We start from the raw sequence: 20,976 nt of genomic DNA, 5'->3' as shown, positions 1-20,976 counted from the left end.
TCCCGCAATATATTTTGTACAAATTTACAGACTCTGCTCCGCTTCCGCCAGTTTTGCCCCCCACTCGCGCGGCGAGGTGGGCGAGGCAACCTGCTTTTTTACGGCATCCATAGCGGCTTGCATAATCTGGGGCATTTTGGCAGCAAGCTGCAGCGGCGATTGCCCGGATTGCGCAACAACAAGGCCAAGCAGGGCCGTGCCAAAAAACGCCCTCTCAAACACTAGCGGTTTCAAAAACAGACAACACATGCGGCAGGCGGTCATGACCGCCAGATTGACCTTGCCCTCGGCAAGATACTGATAAACGCACATCTGCGATGCCATTGCGTTAAGCGGGTCTGCCAGCAAAGCCAGCTCGGCGTACCGAAGCGAAGCCCTGCCCTGCCCACGATTTTCGCGCAGCACGCTTCGCAGGGCAGCCAGCAGGGCAAAAACCTCGCGCCTGTTGTCGGCAATGGCCGACATCATGCCCTCGTACAGTACGGCGTCCGCCTGACCAAACTGCTTGCGCTGCACAAACGCGGAATATTTTTCAAGCAACATACGCCATTTGGGGCCCGGCACATCATCATGCCCGGCAGGCGACGCAGGGGTTTCGCTGCCTGCATCGACAAGCGCAGGCCTGAGCAGCGGCCGGCCGCAAAAAGCCTTGTGCGCAAACGTCAAGGCCTGCTCCCAGGCGCCGCAGGCGGCGCACCGCATGGCAGTTTTGTAATTGAGGCCGCCAAACTTATCCAGAAACGGCGTGTCGTCCTGCAGCTCGCCGACGTAGTTCATAGCCTGGGTGGCGGCAATAAAGCTGACGAGCTGGGTTTCCGCCTCGGCAACGTCGATATAGGGATCGGAGCGATAGGGCACAAGCTCGCCGTCCTGCACCAGGCAGACTTCCGCCCCGCAGGCGTAAGCCTCGTCATTGAGCAGCGAGTACCGGTCAAAGGTGTATAATATCTTGGTTGTTTTTAATAACTGCGCCAATTCCACCCTGCTCGCGGGATAGGACATGGTAATTTCGATAGCGCCATCAAGCGCATCAATGAGCTTCATGTTGTCATATTTTTTATTCAAAAAATAACAGTTATGCGTCCTGGGGAGGTTTTCGTCATAAAAAAGCGAAGTATCAAGGGTTGGCCAGTGCAGCACTGGCGCATCAAAATAACCAACCCACCAGGTAAAGACCATTTCACTGTGGTGAAATTGCGGCTCGCCTGCCAGCCTGCCCGGGAAATAAAAAACAAACCTGACGACATTACTGAAACGCAAAGGGTTGCCCCACACGATCTCCGGGTACACCACGATATCGTTACGTAAGGTATGTTCATCAAGAACATCTATATATTCGTATTCTTCGCGATGTTCTTCGGGGCAAAAAAGCAGGGCTGTGCAGCCCTTGTCGCGCAGCTTGCCATAGAGCGCATACAGCGCCTTTGTGCCTGCGCTTCTGGTCAGGGCCGGCGCCCAGATAATATAGCGTTTGTCCATGGTTGAGAGCTTTGGCTGCAACAGCGATTACAGTTCGTCTTCCTGCGGGAGCTGGCGCTGGGTGTAGGCCGTTATCTGCTCCTGGGTAAATGCCCGCATATGGGCCGCATCCCGGCTTGCAGCCCAGGCCTGATACCACGCGGTGGTTACACGCAGGGCTTCAGCCACCTTGTAGCGGGGCCGCCAGCCAAGCTCTATGTTGGCCTTGGTGCAGTCAAGACACAGCATGTTGGCCTCATGCGGCTGGTTGCCTTGCTGCACTTCATACCGCCCGTCCTTCCACAAGGTGCAGATGTAGCGCACCACCCGCTCCACCGGCCAGACATCGCCCATATCTATGGGGGCAAAGTTCCAGCCGCAGCCATAACTGGGGCCATGCTCCAGCAGACGGCAACCCAGCTGCAAATACCCGCTCAGGCACTCCAAAACATGCTGCCAGGGCCGTACCGCCTGAGGATAACGGATCACGATGGGTTGCCCTGCATGCAGCGCGCGAAAGCAGTCGGGTATCAGCCTGTCCTTGCCCCAGTCGCCACCGCCTATGGCATTGCCCGCCCTGGCGGAAGCCACGGCCACCTGATGGTCTTGACCATACCTGTCGGCAGGAAAAAATGATTTGATATACGAGGCTGTTATCAGCTCAGCGCAGCCCTTGCTTGCGCTGTATGGGTCGTGGCCGCCCATGGGGTCGTTTTCACGGTATCCCCATACCCATTCGTTATTGCGGTAGCACTTGTCGCTGGTGACAATAACAACCGCCCGCAGTGACGGTACATGGCGGCTTGCTTCAAGCACATGGGCAGTGCCCATGATATTGGTTTGCAGGGTCTCCAGCGGATGCGCGTACGATTCGCGCACAAGTGCCTGGGCTGCCAGATGAAAGACGATCTCTGGCTGAAAGTCCTTCATTATGGCCTGCAGGCGCGCAAAGTCTGTGATGGAAGCGTGCTCTGCGGCGACGATGCCGCCAAGGGCCAGCTCCTCATGCATGGAAGGCGTACTGGGCGGGTCGAGCGCCAGACCCAAAACGCGCGCGCCCAAGCCTTGCAGCCACAGCGTAAGCCACGAGCCCTTAAACCCGCTGCTGCCCGTCACCAGCACCCGTCGCCCGGCATATATACCGGTAAAGGAACTCAACTGATCCATTTGCCCTCCAACCGGTTCCAAGGCAAGTCTACACCTTTAACAGGCTGCAAATGAGGTGATGCATGTTGAAAACGCGGGTTTTACCAAAGTCAAAACCACTCCAGGCAGCCTGATTACACGGATCAAGCAGGCAAAAAGAATTTTTCTGACTGTACGCTTCAAAATCTGCATACTGCAAAACAGGGTGTCCACAGTACGTATCTGAAGGGTAATCGCCTGTCATGTCGATAAAATAGTCAAACTCGAGACCTGAAAAGTCAAGTATGGCCGAGGCCAGCGCGCCCTGCTCGCCAGCGCCCAGGATGGCCAGCCGTTTGCGACGCTTTGCCGCGCCCTTAATGGCGCAACAAATCTTGCGCTTCACCAAAAACAGCTGAAAGCGCTCGCGTATCGAGGTAAAATAATACTTGAACAGGGGCTTCCAGGATTTTTCTGGCAGCCGGTTTTGCCATGCGTACAGGTCAGCCATGGTTTCATCCATGGCTGAGCAACCGCTCAATCCAAGGGCCTCCCGCCCGATGTCTGACGCCCTCAGCGCGTCGAGACCAGAGGGAATATCCGCATCATCAAGAGCGATGAGAACGCCATAATCCTGCCTGTCCGGGGCATTTATCAAATCTTCAAGCGGCATGACCCTGCAGGGGTAGACCTCGCTGCAACTGTTGCCCGCCGCATTGGCGTAGTCCAAAAAGCAGTCAAACGAACGCCCGCAAAGGGACAGCAGGGCGGCGCTGCTGAGGGCTGCCGCTCCGGTACCATAAATGGCGATTTTTTTGTGGCGGTCCAAAAACGCGGTCAGTTCCTTGTAGCGCGCAAAAGTTTCGCACTTTTTTCGCCAGGCGGGCAGCAGCCTGGCAATAAAACGCGGGGTAACCGACAGGCAGCCAATGCGCCATGCGGGGTACTCGGTAATGCGCTTCCAGCGCGTAAGATACGACAAAAATACAACCAGGTTCAGCACGCCGCGAGCTCTGGACCAGCACAAACTTTCTTCGCGCAGCACGCCCGAGCGCTCGCCGTTGGTGCAGATGGCAGCCTGTTTGTTTGCAAAACACCGGGGCAGGCGGAGCACCGTTTTTGTCCAGCACTTGGCCCAGACATGAAACCGGTTTTTGTACCACCCCGAGGCGGATTTTATGGGGCTGTTGCGAAATCTGGACCGATAGGGAGGCAAATGGACAGCACTGAACCTGTCGAGTTTGGCTGCCTGCTCCAGATAAAGCCCCACATGCGAAAAGGCCGAGCACAAATCTGTCATGTATTTTTTTCGCAGATAGTCAAAATCGACATCCTTGAGCAGGCTGTCGCAACGGGCTATAATGGAGCCCATAAGCGTAAGATGCCAGGCGAGGTCATTAAAAACGTCGTTGGCGCTGGCATATGTTTTTAGACCGACATTACCCCTGTCTCTTGTAGAAAGAATAATCATGTCAGTCTGCTGTTGCGCAAACCTTTCTACTTCAAGTAACGCGTCAGAGTTCCACGAAATACCGTCGCTGCAAATCCATATATAGTCGTACACGCCCATATCAAGAATTTGCGCAATAGCAATATATACTTTTTCATTACCATGTAGTGTACAGGGCAACTGTCTGTAAAACAGGTTGTCAAATCCAGATGCAATTTTGCGTTCCACAAATTTTTTTGTATTCAATATATTGCTTGAATCATAAATATAAACATCAATACCGTGCTTCCGCCACATTTTTAATCTGACAATCAATAATTCTTCAAGTATGAGCGTATGCTTATAAGAAGGAATAATGAGGGCGATCTTCATGAATCACTCCTAAAATGATTATTCTGCAAAGTCCTGCAAACACACTGTCTGTGATTCAGGACAACTATTATTTATAAATGTCACAATCTCATGTGTAAAACTGAGAGGTGTAACAATAATTGCATCTACATTATAGTCGGCCAAAGAGTCGACACTAGTAACATGGTAGCGATTTTTAAACACATCCAGCTTTTGCGCATCCCTGTCAGCAACATAGGCAACCTGTATGTCTGTATTGGCACTCTCAAGCAGCGTTAAGAACAGGTTACCATTACCACCTGCACCATATACACCAATGCGCTTAAATTTTGAACGTAAATATTCAATACATTTTGTAACGTAGCCACAACGCATCTTAAATGCGATGTCCATATATTTTTCAATTGAAGACAAATCAAATTTACAATTATTGTCTGATTCGATCAGCGAGAGCTGATTACGACGACCACATTGAGAGCAGCAAACTCTGAACAGTTTTCTTTCTGCAATGTCTTTATAAACATCAGCATAAAAAACTTCTCCACAATGTGCGCATTTAATGCTTAGTCTGTAAGACATCAAATCATCAATGTAACTGCTCTCCATAACAGTCGCCACATTGGTTGCGCCCAAGTAGTTGTCACTCACAAACCATTCTAGCGCCTGAAGTCTGATCACTTCAAAATTGGTCATTCTGGACATGTTGATCAACTGGCAGCCAGCTTCGATGTAACCCTTTTTGTCCTTTATCAGCCCGCGTTCAACAGAGCTTTTGTAGTAGCCTGTACCTGGGTAAACCATGATAAACCCAAGATTGATGCCGTAGTGACGGTGATCGTACCACCATTGCAAGGTTTCCATAACGCTTGCCCAGTCTTCAAGCTCATCGCCAAAAATAAAGTTGCCCTGAATGGCCAGGCCCACGTCGTAGGTAACCTGGGCGGCCCGATCGATCTGCGCGCATTTGATGCCCTTGCCCATATGATCCAAAATTCGCTGACAATGGCTTTCAAAACCGTAGCTGATTTCCGTGCAGCCAGACCCCTTCATCAGCTGCAGGACATCCACGTCCGCAGTCTCCACACGCATCTGGCAGGTCCAGTTGACGCCGTAGGGCGTCAGCATTTCGCAAAAATCCTTGATTTTTTGCTTTGTGGAGCAAAACAACTCGTCCACCAAAGAGATGGATGAAATATTGTACTGTTTAATCCAGATTTTAAGCTCTTCAAAAAAAAGCTTGAAATCGCGCTGTCTGTATTTGTTGCCACTTGGATGAAAACAAAACCGGCAACGATACGGACATGACCGCGCGAGTATCATGGGCATGGAAGGATTGCGTTCAAGGTAACGCTCAAACTCAAATCCGCTGTAATCGGGCAAGGGTATGGAATTGATGTCCTTGATGCTGCCGGGATTGCCCGTCAGGATATATTCGTCGCCCTGGCGATACACTATTCCATTTATCGACGAAACATCCTTGTTGTTTTCTATGGCATCAACAAGTTGACAGATAGTTACTTCACCTTCGCCAAGGACGGCATAGTCAACGCCCGTCAATTGAGAAAATATGACCGGCTCGGAAGTAAAACCACCGCCGCCGCCGATGGTTATTATGTCTGGATTAAACTTTTTTGCTGTTTCAAAAACACTTCGTATGTATTTTAGCTCAGTCGTCAGAGCTCCGCACATTACAATATCAATCTTGTTTTCCGCCAAAATGCTCTGGAGCTTATCGGCGGCAAACTGCGAATCTTTAATAATGGCAAGCTCAGACAAATTAATACCGCTCACAGAAAAATTCTTTTCTTTAAGAGCGGCATGAATATATGCAATCCCCATGGGGAAGATGTAATGATGATTATGGTAATCTGGGATAACAATCAATGAATTGATCATATGTAACCCATTATTTATTTATAATGTTCTTGTGCCAATCGAGCGTCCATGCGATGCCCTGTTCAAAACTGGTATTGGGTTGCCACCCAAGATCTTTTTGCGCCGCTTCGATATCGGCGCACAAAAACATTACTTGAGATTTTGCGTATGGCACGGCGCCAAACTCAGGTTTGACGGCAGGGTTAGCCATTTTGCATATTATTTCGACATATTCCCTGATTTGCCGGGGTTTACCGCAGCCCACAGTATATATGGCCCCATCCCTGCCCTTTTGTCCCATCAGGTACAAAGACTCCGCAACATCCCGGCTATACAGATAATCCCACAGCTGTTCGCCAGAGGTAAGTTTGGGGCTGACGCCAGCCAGACAGTTGGCGATTATGGACGGGATCATGGCTACCGCTCGGTCTTCCGGCCCGTAAACGCTAAAAAACCTCGGCCAGATGTGGCGCAAGCCAAGCGTGCGGCACTCAAGCCGCGTCATTTGCCCTGCGCAGAGTTTGGCCATGCCGTAACCGTTTTCGGGATGGCAGGGCGAATCGGGTCGCAGAGGCACGGCAGAGCGCCCGTACTCGGCCTGACTGCCCGCCCCCACAAAGGCCTCGCACCCTAGCCGTTTGGCCAGCCGCGCAGCTTCAATGGCGTATTTGACGTTCAGCAGCTGCGGGACAAGGTCATTCCTGCTTGCGGAAACAAAGGTATCCGCCCAGCCAAGATGAAAAAAAACATCCTGCTGCCCAGCCTGCGCAACATCGAGCGAATCGAGCTGATCAAGGGCGCAGGCGACAGTGCGCAGGTTTTTGTGCTTTGGCAAAACATGCGCACGGGCCGAGCCGGGGCGGCAAATGGCGAGCACCTGCAGCCCCGCGTCCAGACAAAACCGCACAAAGGCGGAGCCGATCTCGCCGGTCGGCCCGGTAACGGCTACTTTTTGCATGGACGGCATCCGGAAAGGATTTTTTGCCTGATGACGCCCCTTGCGGCATCGATGCTGTCGCTATCCTGCATGATATATTTAAAATAATTGCATTTTTCGCATATTCCGCCCATCCCTGCCGCGCCAGCGTCGAGCATATTGAGCTGAAAATTACGCAGCGTATCGCTGTTCCACACATCATAGAGACTTTTTTCGTTAATATTTGCCAATGGTTCTGGCACGCGAAACGAACAGCAGGGAAAAATCTTGCCGTCCGGGTTAAGCTGCAGCATATAAAACGGCAGGGCGCAAACCTCTACATCGTCATAAACGCCGCCTGTTTGCCGTATATTCAGGCTATGACTGTCGCACAGAGAGGTAAAATCTATGCCATGAATGACAGGGGTCAGATGCTCGATCTGCAACGCGTCTGAAATGGGCTCAAACCGTGCAATGAATTCCTCTGTCTCTGCCTTCGAGTGCAGCATGTAATCCATGACTTTTACATATACTTTTGTTTCGCCGCGATTTTTGTAAAAGTACTCTATATTTTTGACCAGGTTGTCATAGTCAATACTGCGTTTGGCGTATTTAAGGTAGGTATCGCTGCTGTTGCCCTCTACAGACACGCGCAAACGCGTCAGCCCGGCATCAATAAGGCCCTTTGACATTTCAGGCGTCAAAAATGTTCCGTTAGTAACAATTTCAACCCGTTCGACGTATCCAGACTGCCGGGCATAGCGCACAAGATCGACGATCTGCGGGTGCATCAGGGGTTCGCCCACGCCAGCGATGCGCCAGAGCCCCAGTTTTTTTGGAAACCGCGCCAGGCCGTCGATAGCCCTGCAGTACAGGTCATAGGGCATGACCTTTACATCGGAGAGATAGCCGCGCTCCTGTTCCGTAAGCGCCCAGATGCAAAACTCGCATCGCAGGTTGCATGCGTAAACGGGAAAAAGATGCACCGCAAGCGGCGTGTCGAGAGGCAGCGACTCGCTCAGTTTCAATCGTTTAATCGAGCTTGGCGAATCTGGAATGACCTCACCAGCCTGTCTTTCATAAAATTTAATTTTATTTCCTGAATCCATTGCAGTACTCTTTATGATTTATTTTTCGAAATAAAGTCGGCATAGGCAAGAGGCTCGGCTTTACCGAGCGTTCTTTCGTTGTAAAGGGCCACAAAATCCTTATCGGCGCAGGCTCTGCAGGTTGGCGAATACGCGCCGAAAATCTCCGACCGCATACCTCGTTCAAGTATTGTTTCCAGCGGTTCATCAAAGATATTGCCCAGAGAAACCAGTATGGACATGCAAGGCTGCACATCGCCGTAACGAGTTATGGAAATCATTCTTTTTACAGCCAGACAGCCATGATCAAAACCATAATTGCGGGTCAGGTGCGAGCAGACGGCGTGTTTTTTTTCAAGCTCCCTGGTGTAGGCAATATCCTTGTCGTCCAGCAGGATATCCAGATTGCCTTCCCACTCGCCAAGGGGCTTGGCAAACATAAGAACCGTGGTCGCGCCAAGGTCGTCCACAAGCTGCAGAAACTGCAAAAACTCGTCAGTATGCACGCGCTCCTTGGTAAGTACGGTATTGACCGTGACGCTTAACCCGGCTTTTTTGGCATTTGTTATGGCGGCAATGGCGTGCTCATAGGCTCCCGGAGTTTTGCGAAAGGCATCGTGCGCGCTCTTGAGGGCGCTATCGAGGCTTATATGAACCTTGCCCACGCCTATATTCTTGAGCCAGGCCGCCTTTTGCGGGGTGAGCAGCCAGCCGTTGGTATCGGTGGCGATAAAAAACCTGTCCGGCCCTATGGCCTGCACGATTTTTTCAAAGTCCCTGAAAAGCAGTGGTTCGCCGCCAGAAATGGTAAACTGGGTGACCGCAAGCGCATCAGCCTGCCGCGCCAGATCTTTCAGAACATCAGGCGTCAGCACACGGTCTTTTTTGTCAAGTTTGCTGACGCAGCAATGCTCGCAGCGCATGTTGCATGTATAGTCGTACTGAAACTGTATGGTCGGGGCTGCAAGCCCATTGAGATAGCGCTGCTCCTGCCGGAGGATCTTTGCGTATATGTACGGATTCGTTTCTTTTAATTTTTCTCTTTTCAGCATTTCCTGCGCGGTCAATTCCATAGCATACATCCTCAAAACAACGGTACTTCAGGAGGTTAAGAAGCTGTCACGCCCAATTTTGCGCCGCCGCGACGGCACAAAGCAGCCTGACGCCCAGGCTGCGCGGCCTTGTCCTGCGCCGGGTTTCTGCTGCCAGCCGCAACGCTAGCAAAGGACATCCTTGGTCAAATACACCTTTGTTTTGCGCGGAAACGTAAATCCGCCCTTGTCCTCATAAAACGAATCGTCAGAGCAGTGCGTGGAAGAAATTTCTTCAAAAACACAGCCGTGTTTGCTCGAGAAACTGTGCGGCGTGCCCCGCTCGACAGTCATGGTGTCGCCACGGGTAAGGGTGCGCTCGTTATCGCTGCATATAACCGTGAGGTCGCCGTGCAGGATAATAAACGTTTCCTCTTTTTTTACATGATAATGCAGAGGGTGGGTCTGACCGGGCAACAGCACGAGCAATTTTTTGCAGTATTCCCTGTTGACGCAGTTGATAAGCACAAGACCAACCTCGGTGAACCTTTCAATGCCGTAGTGGTGCGAGAGCTCGCATTCGCTGTCAAAAGGCACAACGGCGTTGCTGCTCTTGAGCAGCGCGGCGATGCGCTCAACGTACCCGGCCACAAGGCGCTGCAGGCTGCGGTCAATGTCCACCTGCGGCTGCATGACGGCGGCGTCGGCCGCCAGCGGCTCTTTAAGCACAAACCGGGTGTACTTGGACATATCCTGCGCAATGACCTGCCCCGGCTGGCAAGGAAAAGCATAATAGATGTTCGAGCCGTCCAGCACGCTGCCCGCAGGCAGATCAACCCTGGCAAACACACCGCGCCGCAGGGCCGCGAGGTCAGCAAGCTCCTTGGGCTGCGGGGCCGAACGCCCCTGCTCCTGCCCGCAGATGTCATAGGCCTCGGCAGCCGCCGCCAGCCACGCCGCCACCTGATCGGGATTGGCCGAATAACCGTTGAGCGTGATGCTCTCCGTCGGCACGCCCACGTGCTTTTCAAATATGCGCGCGCCCTTGGCCACGGCAATTTTTACCGGTTCCAGGTTGTCCGGGGCCTCGTGGGTGGAAAAACCAATCGGCGCCTCGGGAAATTCGCGCCTGAAAACATCAATCTGGTTCATCTGCAGGTGCTCGTTGGGCGTGGGGTATTCACCCACGCAGTGCATCAGCGAAATGGGGATGCGCCGGTGCTGAAAAAACGACAGCACATTGCGGATAACCTCCAGCCCGCATCCGGCCGCAGAGGCGATGACCGGCAAGCGGGTCTGCGCCACTGCCTCCATAAGCGGCCAATCGGCAAAGGAGCAACTGGCGATCTTGATGATGTCAAAGCCCTCCTCGCCGATGCGCACGGCAGAGGCCTCATCAAAGGGCGTGCACATGGTCAGCATGCCGTGCTGCCGCACGCAGTCGAACAGGCTGGAAAATTCATCACGGCTCAGCCGGGTATCTTCAAAGCGCTTGATGTTTTTTACGTCGGTTCTGCCCCGCATGCGCGGGTGAATAAAGGTGTCGAGATCGCGGTACTGAAACTTTACGGCAAAGCGAAAGCGTCCGGCATAGGGGGCCGCGCTGCGCGCCATGCCCTCGACAATGCGCCGACCATGCTCAAGGCTGCCCTGATGGTTGTTGGCCATCTCAAAAACAAACAGGGGCAATGAAGAACTCTCCATGCTGCGTGTCCTTATTCTGTTGTGTCAAAACGCTCAAAAATCTCGCGCACCACTGATTCCGATAAAAATGGAAAGGGATTTTCCAGCGCTGCGGATACCCGCTTGCCCTCTGTGTTCACATACGAAATACATTTGGGAATTTCGTCAAAGGCCATATCGCCCAGTACCTCGCACAGCACCGGGCCTTTTGTCTGCATCGCGGACTGAACGCCCTTTTCTATCTGGCTGTCGTCCTCAATGCGCACATAGGGCAACCCGTAGGCCCCGGCAATGCGCTGCAGACTGGGCATGCTCACGCCGCTGGGCGCGTCGCTGCCCACATGCCGGCCGTCGAAATTGCGGTCCTGCATGGTGGCAATGGCCGCATAGCCGCTGTTGGAAAAAACAAACAGCTTGGCGTCGATGCCGTGATAAACAATTGTCTGCAATTCCTGGATGTTGAGCTGCAAAGAACCGTCGCCCTCAAGCATGATCACGCGTTTTTTGCCCGAGGCGAACCACGCGCCCACGACCGAAGGCAAGGCAAAGCCCATGGACCCCATGCCCATGGACGAAACAGGCCGCTGCCCCTGCCTGTAGCAAAAGGCCAGGTGCCCGGCCGTGTTGCAACGGCTGGTGGAAGAGACCACCACGGCGTCATCTGCCGAGGCGGCACGGCCCACAGCCGCCGTCAGCCGGTAAAGGTCGGTCCCACGCAGGGGGGCCGCCTGCTTTTCTTCCAGCAGGGGAAACCGGCAACGCAAACCGGTGCAGAATTCGCGCCATTCAGCGGAGACCTGCCGGGGCTGCTCGGGCAGCGCGGCCAGCAGCCGTTCAAGAAACTGCCGCACATCGCCGCGCACGCGTACAACATCGGGCATGTCCAGTTTGTCCATCTCCGCCGCGTCCAGGTCCACAACGACCTTGGCAGCCCGCCTGGCAAAATTGCGTTCAGAAAAGGCCGTTATCATGTTGTCCAGACGCGAACCCAGCACCAGCAAAAAATCCGCCGCCTGCGTGATCATGTTGGCATAACGGGGGGCCTGCAGCCCCGGGCTGCCAAAAAACAGCCTGTCGTCGCCGTCCATAATGCCCAGCCCGCGCCAGCTCGCGGCCACAGGCGCGCCCAGCCGCCGCGCCAAAGTGCGGAACAGATCCTCAGCGCCGGAGGCGGCAACGCCGTGCCCGGCATAGAGCAAAGGTCTGCGGCAGGTTGCAAGCTTATGCAGCACTGCCGCCACTCCCTCGTCCAAAACGCAAACATCGGGATGAAGCTGCGCGGCCATGTCGTCCGTGCACCAACCGGCCTCGCGCGAAGGGTCAAACAGCGGCAGGGTCGGCACGTCGACCATGGCGCTCTGCACATCCAGCGGAACATCGACCCACACCGGGCCGCGACGCCCGTGCGCGGCAATGTACAGGGCCTTTTGCAGCTCAAACAGGGCCTGCCGGGGGTCGTCCACCCGCACGGCATACTTGGTCACAGGCCGGGCCATGGAAACAATGTCGTTTTCCTGCGCGCCAAACTGCCGCACCTTGCGCAGCGAAGCAAAGTCAGCCGTCTTTACCTGGCCGGAAATAAAGATCAGCGGGGTGGAATCCACATAGGCAGCAGCGCAGCCGGTCAGCGCATTGGCGCCGCCAGGGCCGGTGGTCACAAGGCAGGCTCCCAAACCGCCGCACTGCATGGCGTAGGCCTGGGCGGCAATGGCTGCGGCCTGCTCGTGGTGGCAGCACACATGCCGCAGATCGCTTGTTGCCAGCGCGTCCATCAGGTACATGATGCCCCCGCCGCTGAGCATGAACACGTGCTTCAGACCCTGGCGGGACAGTTCGTTCATCATCACATCGGCAACGCGCAGTTTCACAGTTCCCCCAGTGCAGAGCAAATGATGGTTACGGTATGTTTGCCCAGCGTAAAATAAAAGAAATTTCAGCGCCTACCGGGCGGCGTCGGCGCGCCAGGCGTCAATGCCGTACACAGCCCGCACGGCGTCGTCCCACTGTCCCCGCAGGGTCAGCAGACAGCGCAGCACGTCGCGCACGGCCCCGTGGCCGCCGCAGCGCGGCGCGACATAGTTGGCCACAGCCCTGACCTCGGGGCAGGCGTCCTTGGGGCAGCCCACAAAACACGCCAGCTCCATGGCGGCGTAATCGTTGAGGTCGTCGCCTATATATGCCAGATGCTCCCTGCCAAGACAGTTTTTTTCCATAAAATCAAGCAGCCAGCGGCGCTTGCCGGTCACGTTCTGCTGCAGGATGTCCACCTGAAAATCGGCCGCGCGCCTCTGCACGGCGACGCTCTCGCGGCTGGTGAGAACAACCAGCGCAATCCCTGCCCTGCGCGCCGCAAAAAGCCCCGCTCCGTCCCGTGTGCAAAAGGTCTTGAGCTCGTTGCCGGTGGCGTCGTAGCAGATGCCGCCGTCAGTAAGGGTTCCGTCCACATCAATGACCACATGGCTGATGCTCATGGGCGAGCAGAGCATGGCGCGGTGCAGCAGCATCATTTATGCCCCTCAAGCAGCGTCAGCAGAGAATCAGCAACGTAGCGCAGCATTTCTTCCGTCAGGCCCGGCCATACGCCGAGCCAGAACCCGCGCTCCATGATGGCGTCCGAATTGGTCAGCGCCCCGTCGCAACGGTAAGTGCGCCCCTGCATAAAGGGCTGACGCACGGCGTTGCCCGCAAAAAGCAGGCGTGTGCCGATGCGCCGGGCCTCCAGCCCCCGCAGCAGCTCAAGCCGCGCTACGGGAGCGCCCTGCCGCAAAATGACGGGAAACCCGAACCACGACGGCTCGGCCTGCGGCGGCAGCTGCGGCAAGTCAAACCACGGGCAGCCGGCAAGCCGCCCGTGCAGGTATGCGTAGTTGCGGCGGCGGGCCTCGACGAAGCCTGGCAGGCGGCGCATCTGCGCCACGCCGCAGGCAGCCGCCATGTCTGTCATCTTGAGGTTGTAGCCCGCGTGCGAGTACACATATTTGTGGTCATAGCCCTGAGGCAGGTCGCCGTACTGGCCGTCGTACCTTTTGCCGCAGGCGTTGTCCTGCCCAGGGCGACAGTGGCAATGACGGCCCCAGTCACGGAACGACTCCATGGCGCGGGCAAGCCGGGGATCATTGGTAAATACGGCCCCCCCCTCGCCCGTGGTAATGTGGTGGGCCGGATAAAAAGAAAGCGTGCCGATATGCCCAAACGAGCCCGTAAGCCTGCCGTTCCAGCGCGCGCCAAGGGCGTCGCAGCAGTCCTCGACAAGCCACAGCCCATGCTGGTCGCACAGCTGGCGCAACGCTTCGGCGTCATAGGGCATGCCCAGGGTATGCGCCAGCACAACGCCCCTTGTTTTGGGCGTAATGGCGCGGGCAACCGCTGCGGGCGTCACGTTCCACGTTTGCGGGTCAATATCCACAAAAACAGGCGTCGCGCCCACCTGCAATATGGGGGCGATGGTGGTGGGAAACCCCGCCGCGGCGGTAATTATTTCGTCCCCCGGCAAGATGCGCCGCTCGCCAAGCATGGGCGAGGTAAGCGCCGACAGCGCCACAAGGTTGGCCGATGAGCCGGAATTGACCGTCAGCACATGCCGCGCGCCCAAAAAATCGGCCAGCAGGCTTTCAAACTCGCTGTTAAAGCGCCCTGCTGTGAGCCATCCGTCCAGAGCGGCTTCGACCATGCAGCTTATTTCGTCCCTGCCTATGAGCTTGCCCGACACAGGAACCGACGATGCGCCCGCAACAAAGGTCTCGGCAGCAACCTCGCGCTGCCTGATCATGGCGGTTATTTCTGCCCGAAAAGCATCGTCAAACATGCGCACTCCTCATGAAGGCGTCAAAAAGCAGGGGAACCAGTCATCAAGACTGCCAGCGGCGCTCACGCCAGCCTGCGCCGCCCTGTCGGCGGCAAAAACCCTCCTGCCCCGGCGAGTAATGCATACAGCGTACCACGCCCGCGTCAGAAAATCGCACAGCCCACCGCAAGCATCGGCTGCGGCATAGTACGTGAATATTTTTTACAACTACCACGCTATCCTCAAAAAATCATCACTGTGACTATGGTCACACCCGGCCATGCAGTGGCCGCGAGGCAAGGCAGCAACACGCCCTGCCCCGCCACGACGCCAATAAAAAAAAAGCGGTATGACGTAATCGCCATACCGCACTGTAATCGCAAGGTTCGCCAGAGCGCCCGGCAAGGGCAGTCTACGAACGGCTTTTAGGCAGCAAAAGGTTGAGCGCAACGCCCGTAAGCGCCGCAAGGCCGATGCCGCCGAGCTTGAACGAACCGATGCTGAACTGCATGCCGCCCACGCCAAAGATGATGATCAGCGCCACAATGATCATATTGCGCGGTTCCATCAAATCCTTGCCCGCACGCACCAGCGTGTTGAGGCCCACCACCATGATTGCGCCAAAGAGCAGAATCATGATGCCGCCCATGACAGGCACGGGGATAGAACCGAGAAAAGCGCCGATTTTGGCCACAAACGACAGCAAGATGGCGCACATGGCCGCCCAGGTCATGACTGCGGGGTTAAACACCCGCGTCAGGCTGACCGCGCCGATAACTTCGGCATAGGTGGTGCAGGGCGGGCCGCCTACAAAACCAGCGGCCATGGTGGCGACGCCGTCGCCAAACATGGTGGCGTGCACGCCGGGGTCTTTAAGATAGTCGCGTCCGGTGATGGAGCTGATGGCCACAATGTCGCCAAAGTGTTCAATGGCGGGGGCCAGCGTAATGGGCATGATAAAAAGTATCGGCTCCCAGGCAAATTCGGGGGAGGTAAACGATGGCATCCGCAGCCAGGGGGTGGCGGCAATATTGGTCCAGTCGCCCACGCCAAGGAAGATGGAAACCATAAACCCGGCGGCAATACCGCACAAAATGGGCATGAGCCGCAAAAATCCCTTGCCCAGCAGCGACACCAGCACGGTAACGGCCAGCGAAGTCATTGATATCCACAGGGCGGTATTTTCGGGCACAAGCACCACAGCGCCGTCGCCGGTTTTGCCAAGGGCCATGTGCACCGCCACCGGGGCCAGAATAAGACCGATAACCATGATGACCGGGCCGGTCACGATGGGCGGCAGCACGCGCAGCACCACGTCAGTGCCGCGCCAGCGGATAAGCCCGCTCAGCAAAAAGTACACAAGACCCGAGCACACCAGCCCGCCAAGGGTTTGCGCCATGCCCCAGGTCTGCACGCCGTAGATGATGGGTGCAATAAAGGCAAAGGAGGAGGCAAGAAAGATAGGGACTTTGCCCCGGGTGCACACCTGAAAAAGCAGCGTGCCCACACCGGCGGTAAACAGGGCTACGTTGCTGTCGAGCCCGGTCAGGAGGGGCACCAGAACCAGAGCGCCAAAGGCCACAAAAAGCATCTGTGCGCCGATAAGGCAATCCCTGAAGCGAAAATTATAGTCAGTGGGTGCAATTTCGCGCCGCGCGCTGGCTGAGCTCATGGGATCCTCGCTACTTGGTTCCGAAGATACGGTCGCCGGCGTCGCCGAGACCAGGGATGATATAGCCGTTTTCATTCAGATGCGAATCGATGGCGGCCGTGTAAATGTCCACGTCTGGGTGGGCGGCCTGCACCTTTGAGAGCCCCTCGGGGGCGCACACAAGGTTGAGGCTGCATATCTGCTTGCAGCCATGGCGCTTGAGCAGGCTGATGGCGGCGATGAGCGATCCGCCAGTGGCCAGCATGGGGTCGAGAATGATAGCCAGCCGCTGATCCATGTCGGTGGCGAGCTTTACGTAATATTCAACGGGTTCGAGCGTTTCTTCGTTGCGATACAGCCCCACGACGCTGATCTTGGCGCCGGGTATCATGTCCAGCACGCCGTCCATCAGGCCAAGGCCCGCGCGCAAAATGGGCACAACCGTCACCATCTTGCCCGAAATGACCTCAATTTCCACCGGTCCGGCCCAGCCTTCGACGGTGTGCTTTTCGGTGCGAAAGCCCTTGGTGGCTTCGTAAATCAGCAAGCGCGCAATTTCGTTGGAAACGGTACGGAACTCGCGCGTGGAGGTGGCCCCCATGCGCAAAATGCCCAGCTTGTGGCGCACAAGAGGATGATCAACGACATAAACGGCCATAACGCCTCCTTACCTTACATACGGGCGGATAAAAAAAATTAAAACCGAAATACGCTATTCTTAATCACATGTTATGTCAATCATACTTTCCTGCTGCGCTATTGCTCTGTCAAACCGACTTACGGTAGAGTGAGGCCTGCCTCACAGGGCGCAACCCTTCTGCCGCGCCAGCCCTGCGGCCGCGCAAACACTCATATTCGGAGGTCAGACCATGCCCGCCACAGTCTATTATGCAGACATGCATTGCCGCTCGCACGACAACAGCAAAATAGCCAAGGTTGCCCGGCTTTGCGATGCCCTTAACCTGAAGAAAATCATCAAGAAAAAAGAACTCGCCGCCATAAAGCTGCACTTTGGCGAATACGGCAACGACACCCATCTCAACCCCACACTGGTGCGACAGGTGGTGGACAAGATTGTTGAAGCGGGCGGCAAGCCTTTTTTGACTGATACAACCACCCTGTATTCCGGCAGTCGCCACAACGCGGTCGACCACATGCAAACAGCCTATGCCCACGGCTTTGCGCCGTCGGTTGTGCACGCGCCGGTCATTCTTGCCGACGGCCTGTATGGCGAAAACGACCAACCTGTGCGCATTAACGGCAAGCATTTCAAAGAGGTGCACATAGCCACAGAGATTCGCCGCGCTCCGGCAATGGTGGTGCTGTCGCATTTTAAGGGCCACGAAATGGCGGGCTTTGGCGGGGCCATAAAAAATCTGGCCATGGGCGGCGCAGGGGTGCGCGGCAAAAAGGAGCAACACGCAACCCATGTGTCTGTGAGCGATAAAAAATGCGTCGGCTGCGCCAAGTGCGTCAAGGTATGCCCGCAACACGCCCTCAGCATGAAGAGCAAAAAGAGCGTTGTGGACATTGCAAAATGCATCGGCTGCTTTGAGTGCATCACCGTCTGCCCCGAAAAGGCCATCAGCGTCGACTGGGAAACAGAAATTCAACCGTTCATGGAACGCATGACGGAGTATGCTTACGGCGTTGTTAAAGGGCGTAAAAAAAATATTTGCTATATCAACTTTGTACTCAATGTAACGCCAGACTGCGATTGCGCGCCATGGAGCGACATGCCGCTGGTTCCCGACCTGGGCATTCTGGCTTCAACCGACCCGGTGGCCCTTGATCAGGCCTGTTTTGACCTGGTGTCAAAAGCGCCGTCCCTTGCGTCGGGCTTGCCCGCAGCCGAGATAACCGACAAGTTTACCGCCCGCTGGCCCAACACCTGCGGCACTGTGCAGCTCGCCTACGGCGAATCGCTGGGCCTCGGAAGCCGCGAATACAAGCTTAAAAAGGTATAGGGCCCGCCCCGGAGCGCGGGGCAACCCAGTAGCGAAGCTCCGCAGCCTGCCTGCTGGCTGCGGGGCAAGCAGCCTCGCACGGCGCGGCATGGACAAGCGTACATACAGGCAGCAAGGCCTCCGCCACGGCAGCATCGTGCATCCCCCGCCCTTTCAGCTGATATCTGTTGCAGCTGAAAGGGCGGGTTCGCTGAAATGGCGGGGTTTTCAGCTGCTTACCACCTGCGACATAAAAACGTCACATAACTGTAATGTATTTGTCACATATTTTAACACTACACATGCTATATTTAAAAATTTTTGTATTGTTTTGATTACATAGGTAAATATGCTGCACAATTTTTTTATAAAAAATAATATTTTTTTATAAAAAAGTTTTCAGACAGAAATTTTTTACTCATTATACAAAATATTTATTATTTTTACATACAAAACTCATGTTCTATATACTTAATAAATACAAATACAATATTTTCATATTATATTAGCATTAAAATAATAAATATCTATTCAATATAACTTTAAAACCTGATAAAAGAATTCATCGCCTGACCAGTTTTTTACATATCGCATTCAATTGGTAGGGTTTTTTAAGGCCCATTTAACATTTATCTTGAAAAAATTAAACTTTTACCGCAAATAACAGTTGAATTTTTGGTGGTACGTCCATTAAGTTTGCCTCAGCTTTTGGCCTGCAAGGATCTAACGCTCTGCGTGCATTGGGGTATGCAGACCGTTGCATGGTATAACTATGGCCCTGCTGTGGTCAGGGTTTGGGTTCATTACTATTGTGGCACAAAAGTTTCACCAGCAGGAGGTTTACAGAATGAAACGTATCGTAGCCCTGTTTATCGCACTGGGTCTTGTTTGCGGCATGACCCTTGGCTTTGCCCCGACCTCTGAGGCCAAAACCCTCATCAAGATTGCGGGCATGAAGCCCGAAGGCGAGCCGGAAACCCTGGGCATGCATCTGTTTGGCAAGTATCTTGCCGAGCTTTCCAACGGTAAATACGAGGTGCAGGTCTTCCCCAACAGCCAGCTGGGCAAGGAGGACGCCTACATCGCCGCCACCCGCAAGGGCATCATCCAGATGTGCGCCACCGGCACGCAGACCTCTGCCCTGCACCCCGCCATGGCCATGCTCGAAACGCCCATGCTGTTTGACAACCTGGATCACGCCCGCCGCGCCATGGAAGGCAAGACCTTTGACCTGATCAACGAAGGCTTTACCGAAAAATCCGGCCTGCGCACCATGAACGCCTTTCCCTTGGGCTTCCGCCACTTCTACACCAAAAAGCCCATCAATACGGTCGAAGACATAAAGGGCCTGCGCATGCGCGTGCCCAACATTCCGCTGTACACCAACTTTGCCAAGGAATGCGGCATCAGCGGTCAGCCCATGCCCTTTGCGGAAGTGCCCGGCGCCCTCGATCAGGGCGTTATCGACGGCGGCGACAGCCCGCTTGCCGATATCGTCAGCCTCAAAATGTACGAAATCACGCCCGAGATTACCCTTACCGGCCACATCCTTGTCATCCACTCGCTCTACATCAACGACAAGTTCTACCAGTCGCTGCCCGCCGAGGACAAAAAGTGGTTTGACGAAGCGGCCAAGCGCTCCGCCAACGACGTGTGGAGCATGGTCAAGGAAGGCGACGAAAAGGCCAAGGAAACCATCCTTGCCAACAAGGGCCACATCAACACGCCCAGCAAGGAATTTCACGAATATCTGGTCGAAGCAGGCAAGCGCAGCTGGAAGCTCTTTTACGACACTGTTCCCAACTGCCAGGCCATTCTGGACAGCGCCGCCAGCTACCGCGACTCCAAATAACTGTTCTCTGCTTTACAGGCCGGAAGAGCGCATGCTTTTCCGGCCTGCGCGGTTCACGAGCACCCCCCCCTGCGCTTGCGATGTCCCAGGGGTTGCAACAATTTTTCACGCGGCTATCTAGGGCGGCGCAACAGACGTGCCGACACCGGCATTGCTCTGCACAGCCAGCGATTGGGGCAGCGTTTTACTGAGGTTCGTTATGAGCGACGACAATTCCAAAAACTTTCCGCCCGATCATGCGCCGGGCATCCACGCCCTGCTTGAGCCGGAGCAGGAGCCCAAGCATGAAACCATAGGGCAATTGCTGTTTGAAATATTTTGCGCCGTTATCTTTCTGGGCATGATCGGCCTTGTGTTTTACAATGCCCTGCTGCGCTACATCTTTTCATCCAGCTACCCGCCCAGCGAAGAATGGGCGCGGTTTCTCTTCATGTACATCACGTTTTTTGGCGCTATTGAGGCCTTCATCTGCAAGAAGCACATTGCCGTCGACCTGTTTGTGGTCAAGTTTGGAGGAGTGAAGCGCAAGACCCTGGACATCATGGCATCGGCATGCAGCCTTTTTGCCCTTGGCCTGCTGTTTTACGGCGGCGTGGTCAACGTGCTGCAAACGCTCGATACCTACTCTGTGGCGACCAACGTCAACATGGCCTTTATCAACGGCACCCTGCCCGTCATGGCCCTGGTAGGCGTTATTGTGGAACTGCGCTCCCTTGCGGGCCTTGTTCGCAGACCTGCATCCACCTTCCACCAGGGCTAGGAGAGA

Annotated in this window: 16 protein-coding genes; 3 read left to right on the top strand and 13 right to left on the bottom strand. The window is 55.0% G+C overall.

What is annotated here, in order from left to right; translation table 11 throughout:
- Window positions 1–24: 24 nt before the first annotated feature.
- The 13 genes from DDIC_RS05845 to upp form a co-directional block, all read right to left on the bottom strand.
- Window positions 25–1,479, bottom strand: coding sequence for a hypothetical protein (locus tag DDIC_RS05845; protein ID WP_136399572.1), 1,455 nt, complete (start codon window positions 1,477–1,479; stop codon window positions 25–27).
- Window positions 1,480–1,506: 27 nt separating this feature from the next.
- Window positions 1,507–2,625 (bottom strand): CDP-glucose 4,6-dehydratase, encoded by a 1,119-nt coding sequence (gene rfbG / locus DDIC_RS05840; protein ID WP_136399571.1) that lies wholly within the window; start codon window positions 2,623–2,625, stop codon window positions 1,507–1,509.
- 28 nt (window positions 2,626–2,653) lie between these two features.
- Complete coding sequence (locus DDIC_RS05835; RefSeq protein ID WP_136399570.1) at window positions 2,654–4,054, bottom strand: hypothetical protein; 1,401 nt, start codon at window positions 4,052–4,054, stop codon at window positions 2,654–2,656.
- Between the two features lie 369 nt (window positions 4,055–4,423).
- Window positions 4,424–6,280: a B12-binding domain-containing radical SAM protein gene (locus DDIC_RS05830; protein WP_136399569.1), complete on the bottom strand. Its 1,857-nt coding sequence runs from the start codon at window positions 6,278–6,280 to the stop codon at window positions 4,424–4,426.
- 10 nt (window positions 6,281–6,290) lie between these two features.
- Complete coding sequence (locus tag DDIC_RS05825) at window positions 6,291–7,217, bottom strand: NAD-dependent epimerase/dehydratase family protein (RefSeq protein ID WP_168732480.1); 927 nt, start codon at window positions 7,215–7,217, stop codon at window positions 6,291–6,293.
- Window positions 7,205–8,203: a radical SAM/SPASM domain-containing protein gene (locus tag DDIC_RS05820; protein WP_168732479.1), complete on the bottom strand. Its 999-nt coding sequence runs from the start codon at window positions 8,201–8,203 to the stop codon at window positions 7,205–7,207. Before DDIC_RS05820 ends, DDIC_RS05825 begins: the two co-directional genes overlap by 13 nt.
- Before the next feature lie 92 nt (window positions 8,204–8,295).
- Window positions 8,296–9,336 (bottom strand): radical SAM protein, encoded by a 1,041-nt coding sequence (locus tag DDIC_RS05815; protein ID WP_168732478.1) that lies wholly within the window; start codon window positions 9,334–9,336, stop codon window positions 8,296–8,298.
- 144 nt (window positions 9,337–9,480) lie between these two features.
- On the bottom strand, window positions 9,481–10,998 hold the full coding sequence (locus tag DDIC_RS05810; RefSeq protein ID WP_136399565.1) for an N-acetylneuraminate synthase family protein: 1,518 nt from the start codon (window positions 10,996–10,998) through the stop codon (window positions 9,481–9,483).
- 11 nt (window positions 10,999–11,009) lie between these two features.
- Window positions 11,010–12,845 carry a thiamine pyrophosphate-binding protein gene (locus DDIC_RS05805; protein WP_136399564.1) on the bottom strand — a complete coding sequence of 612 codons (1,836 nt, stop codon included), beginning with the start codon at window positions 12,843–12,845 and terminating at the stop codon, window positions 11,010–11,012.
- Window positions 12,846–12,917: 72 nt separating this feature from the next.
- Window positions 12,918–13,484: a KdsC family phosphatase gene (locus tag DDIC_RS05800; protein ID WP_211088898.1), complete on the bottom strand. Its 567-nt coding sequence runs from the start codon at window positions 13,482–13,484 to the stop codon at window positions 12,918–12,920.
- Window positions 13,481–14,782 carry a lipopolysaccharide biosynthesis protein RfbH gene (gene rfbH, locus DDIC_RS05795; RefSeq protein WP_136399563.1) on the bottom strand — a complete coding sequence of 434 codons (1,302 nt, stop codon included), beginning with the start codon at window positions 14,780–14,782 and terminating at the stop codon, window positions 13,481–13,483. Before rfbH ends, DDIC_RS05800 begins: the two co-directional genes overlap by 4 nt.
- A 391-nt stretch (window positions 14,783–15,173) precedes the next feature.
- A complete protein-coding gene (locus DDIC_RS05790; protein WP_136399562.1) occupies window positions 15,174–16,433 on the bottom strand; it encodes a uracil-xanthine permease family protein in 1,260 nt (419 codons plus the stop codon).
- 10 nt (window positions 16,434–16,443) lie between these two features.
- Complete coding sequence (gene upp, locus DDIC_RS05785) at window positions 16,444–17,070, bottom strand: uracil phosphoribosyltransferase (RefSeq protein ID WP_136399561.1); 627 nt, start codon at window positions 17,068–17,070, stop codon at window positions 16,444–16,446.
- Between the two features lie 211 nt (window positions 17,071–17,281).
- Here upp and DDIC_RS05780 point away from each other — a divergent pair, with 211 nt between their 5' ends.
- The 3 genes from DDIC_RS05780 (at window position 17,282) to DDIC_RS05770 (ending at window position 20,970) form a co-directional block, all read left to right on the top strand.
- A complete protein-coding gene (locus tag DDIC_RS05780; RefSeq protein WP_136399560.1) occupies window positions 17,282–18,379 on the top strand; it encodes a DUF362 domain-containing protein in 1,098 nt (365 codons plus the stop codon).
- 826 nt (window positions 18,380–19,205) lie between these two features.
- Complete coding sequence (locus tag DDIC_RS05775) at window positions 19,206–20,210, top strand: TRAP transporter substrate-binding protein (RefSeq protein WP_136399559.1); 1,005 nt, start codon at window positions 19,206–19,208, stop codon at window positions 20,208–20,210.
- A gap of 199 nt (window positions 20,211–20,409) precedes the next feature.
- Window positions 20,410–20,970: a TRAP transporter small permease gene (locus tag DDIC_RS05770; protein WP_136399558.1), complete on the top strand. Its 561-nt coding sequence runs from the start codon at window positions 20,410–20,412 to the stop codon at window positions 20,968–20,970.
- Window positions 20,971–20,976: the final 6 nt, after the last annotated feature.

The organism is Desulfovibrio desulfuricans, assembly GCF_004801255.1.
In the GTDB taxonomy this organism is placed as follows: domain Bacteria; phylum Desulfobacterota; class Desulfovibrionia; order Desulfovibrionales; family Desulfovibrionaceae; genus Desulfovibrio; species Desulfovibrio desulfuricans_C.
Note: the sequence above shows the minus strand (reverse complement) of the source record. Positions and strands in the feature narration are given on the sequence as shown.

Excerpts from the sequence above, each read along its gene's own strand:
- rfbH (WP_136399563.1), bottom strand. The coding sequence starts at position 14,782 with ATGTTTGACGATGCTTTTCGGGCAGAAATAACCGCCATGATCAGGCAG.
- DDIC_RS05825 (WP_168732480.1), bottom strand. The coding sequence starts at position 7,217 with ATGCAAAAAGTAGCCGTTACCGGGCCGACCGGCGAGATCGGCTCCGCC.
- upp (WP_136399561.1), bottom strand. The coding sequence starts at position 17,070 with ATGGCCGTTTATGTCGTTGATCATCCTCTTGTGCGCCACAAGCTGGGC.
- DDIC_RS05780 (WP_136399560.1), top strand. The coding sequence starts at position 17,282 with ATGCCCGCCACAGTCTATTATGCAGACATGCATTGCCGCTCGCACGAC.
- DDIC_RS05845 (WP_136399572.1), bottom strand. The coding sequence starts at position 1,479 with ATGGACAAACGCTATATTATCTGGGCGCCGGCCCTGACCAGAAGCGCA.
- DDIC_RS05810 (WP_136399565.1), bottom strand. The coding sequence starts at position 10,998 with ATGGAGAGTTCTTCATTGCCCCTGTTTGTTTTTGAGATGGCCAACAAC.
- DDIC_RS05815 (WP_168732478.1), bottom strand. The coding sequence starts at position 9,336 with ATGGAATTGACCGCGCAGGAAATGCTGAAAAGAGAAAAATTAAAAGAA.
- rfbG (WP_136399571.1), bottom strand. The coding sequence starts at position 2,625 with ATGGATCAGTTGAGTTCCTTTACCGGTATATATGCCGGGCGACGGGTG.
- DDIC_RS05800 (WP_211088898.1), bottom strand. The coding sequence starts at position 13,484 with ATGATGCTGCTGCACCGCGCCATGCTCTGCTCGCCCATGAGCATCAGC.
- DDIC_RS05775 (WP_136399559.1), top strand. The coding sequence starts at position 19,206 with ATGAAACGTATCGTAGCCCTGTTTATCGCACTGGGTCTTGTTTGCGGC.
- DDIC_RS05770 (WP_136399558.1), top strand. The coding sequence starts at position 20,410 with ATGAGCGACGACAATTCCAAAAACTTTCCGCCCGATCATGCGCCGGGC.
- DDIC_RS05835 (WP_136399570.1), bottom strand. The coding sequence starts at position 4,054 with ATGATTATTCTTTCTACAAGAGACAGGGGTAATGTCGGTCTAAAAACA.
- DDIC_RS05790 (WP_136399562.1), bottom strand. The coding sequence starts at position 16,433 with ATGAGCTCAGCCAGCGCGCGGCGCGAAATTGCACCCACTGACTATAAT.
- DDIC_RS05830 (WP_136399569.1), bottom strand. The coding sequence starts at position 6,280 with ATGATCAATTCATTGATTGTTATCCCAGATTACCATAATCATCATTAC.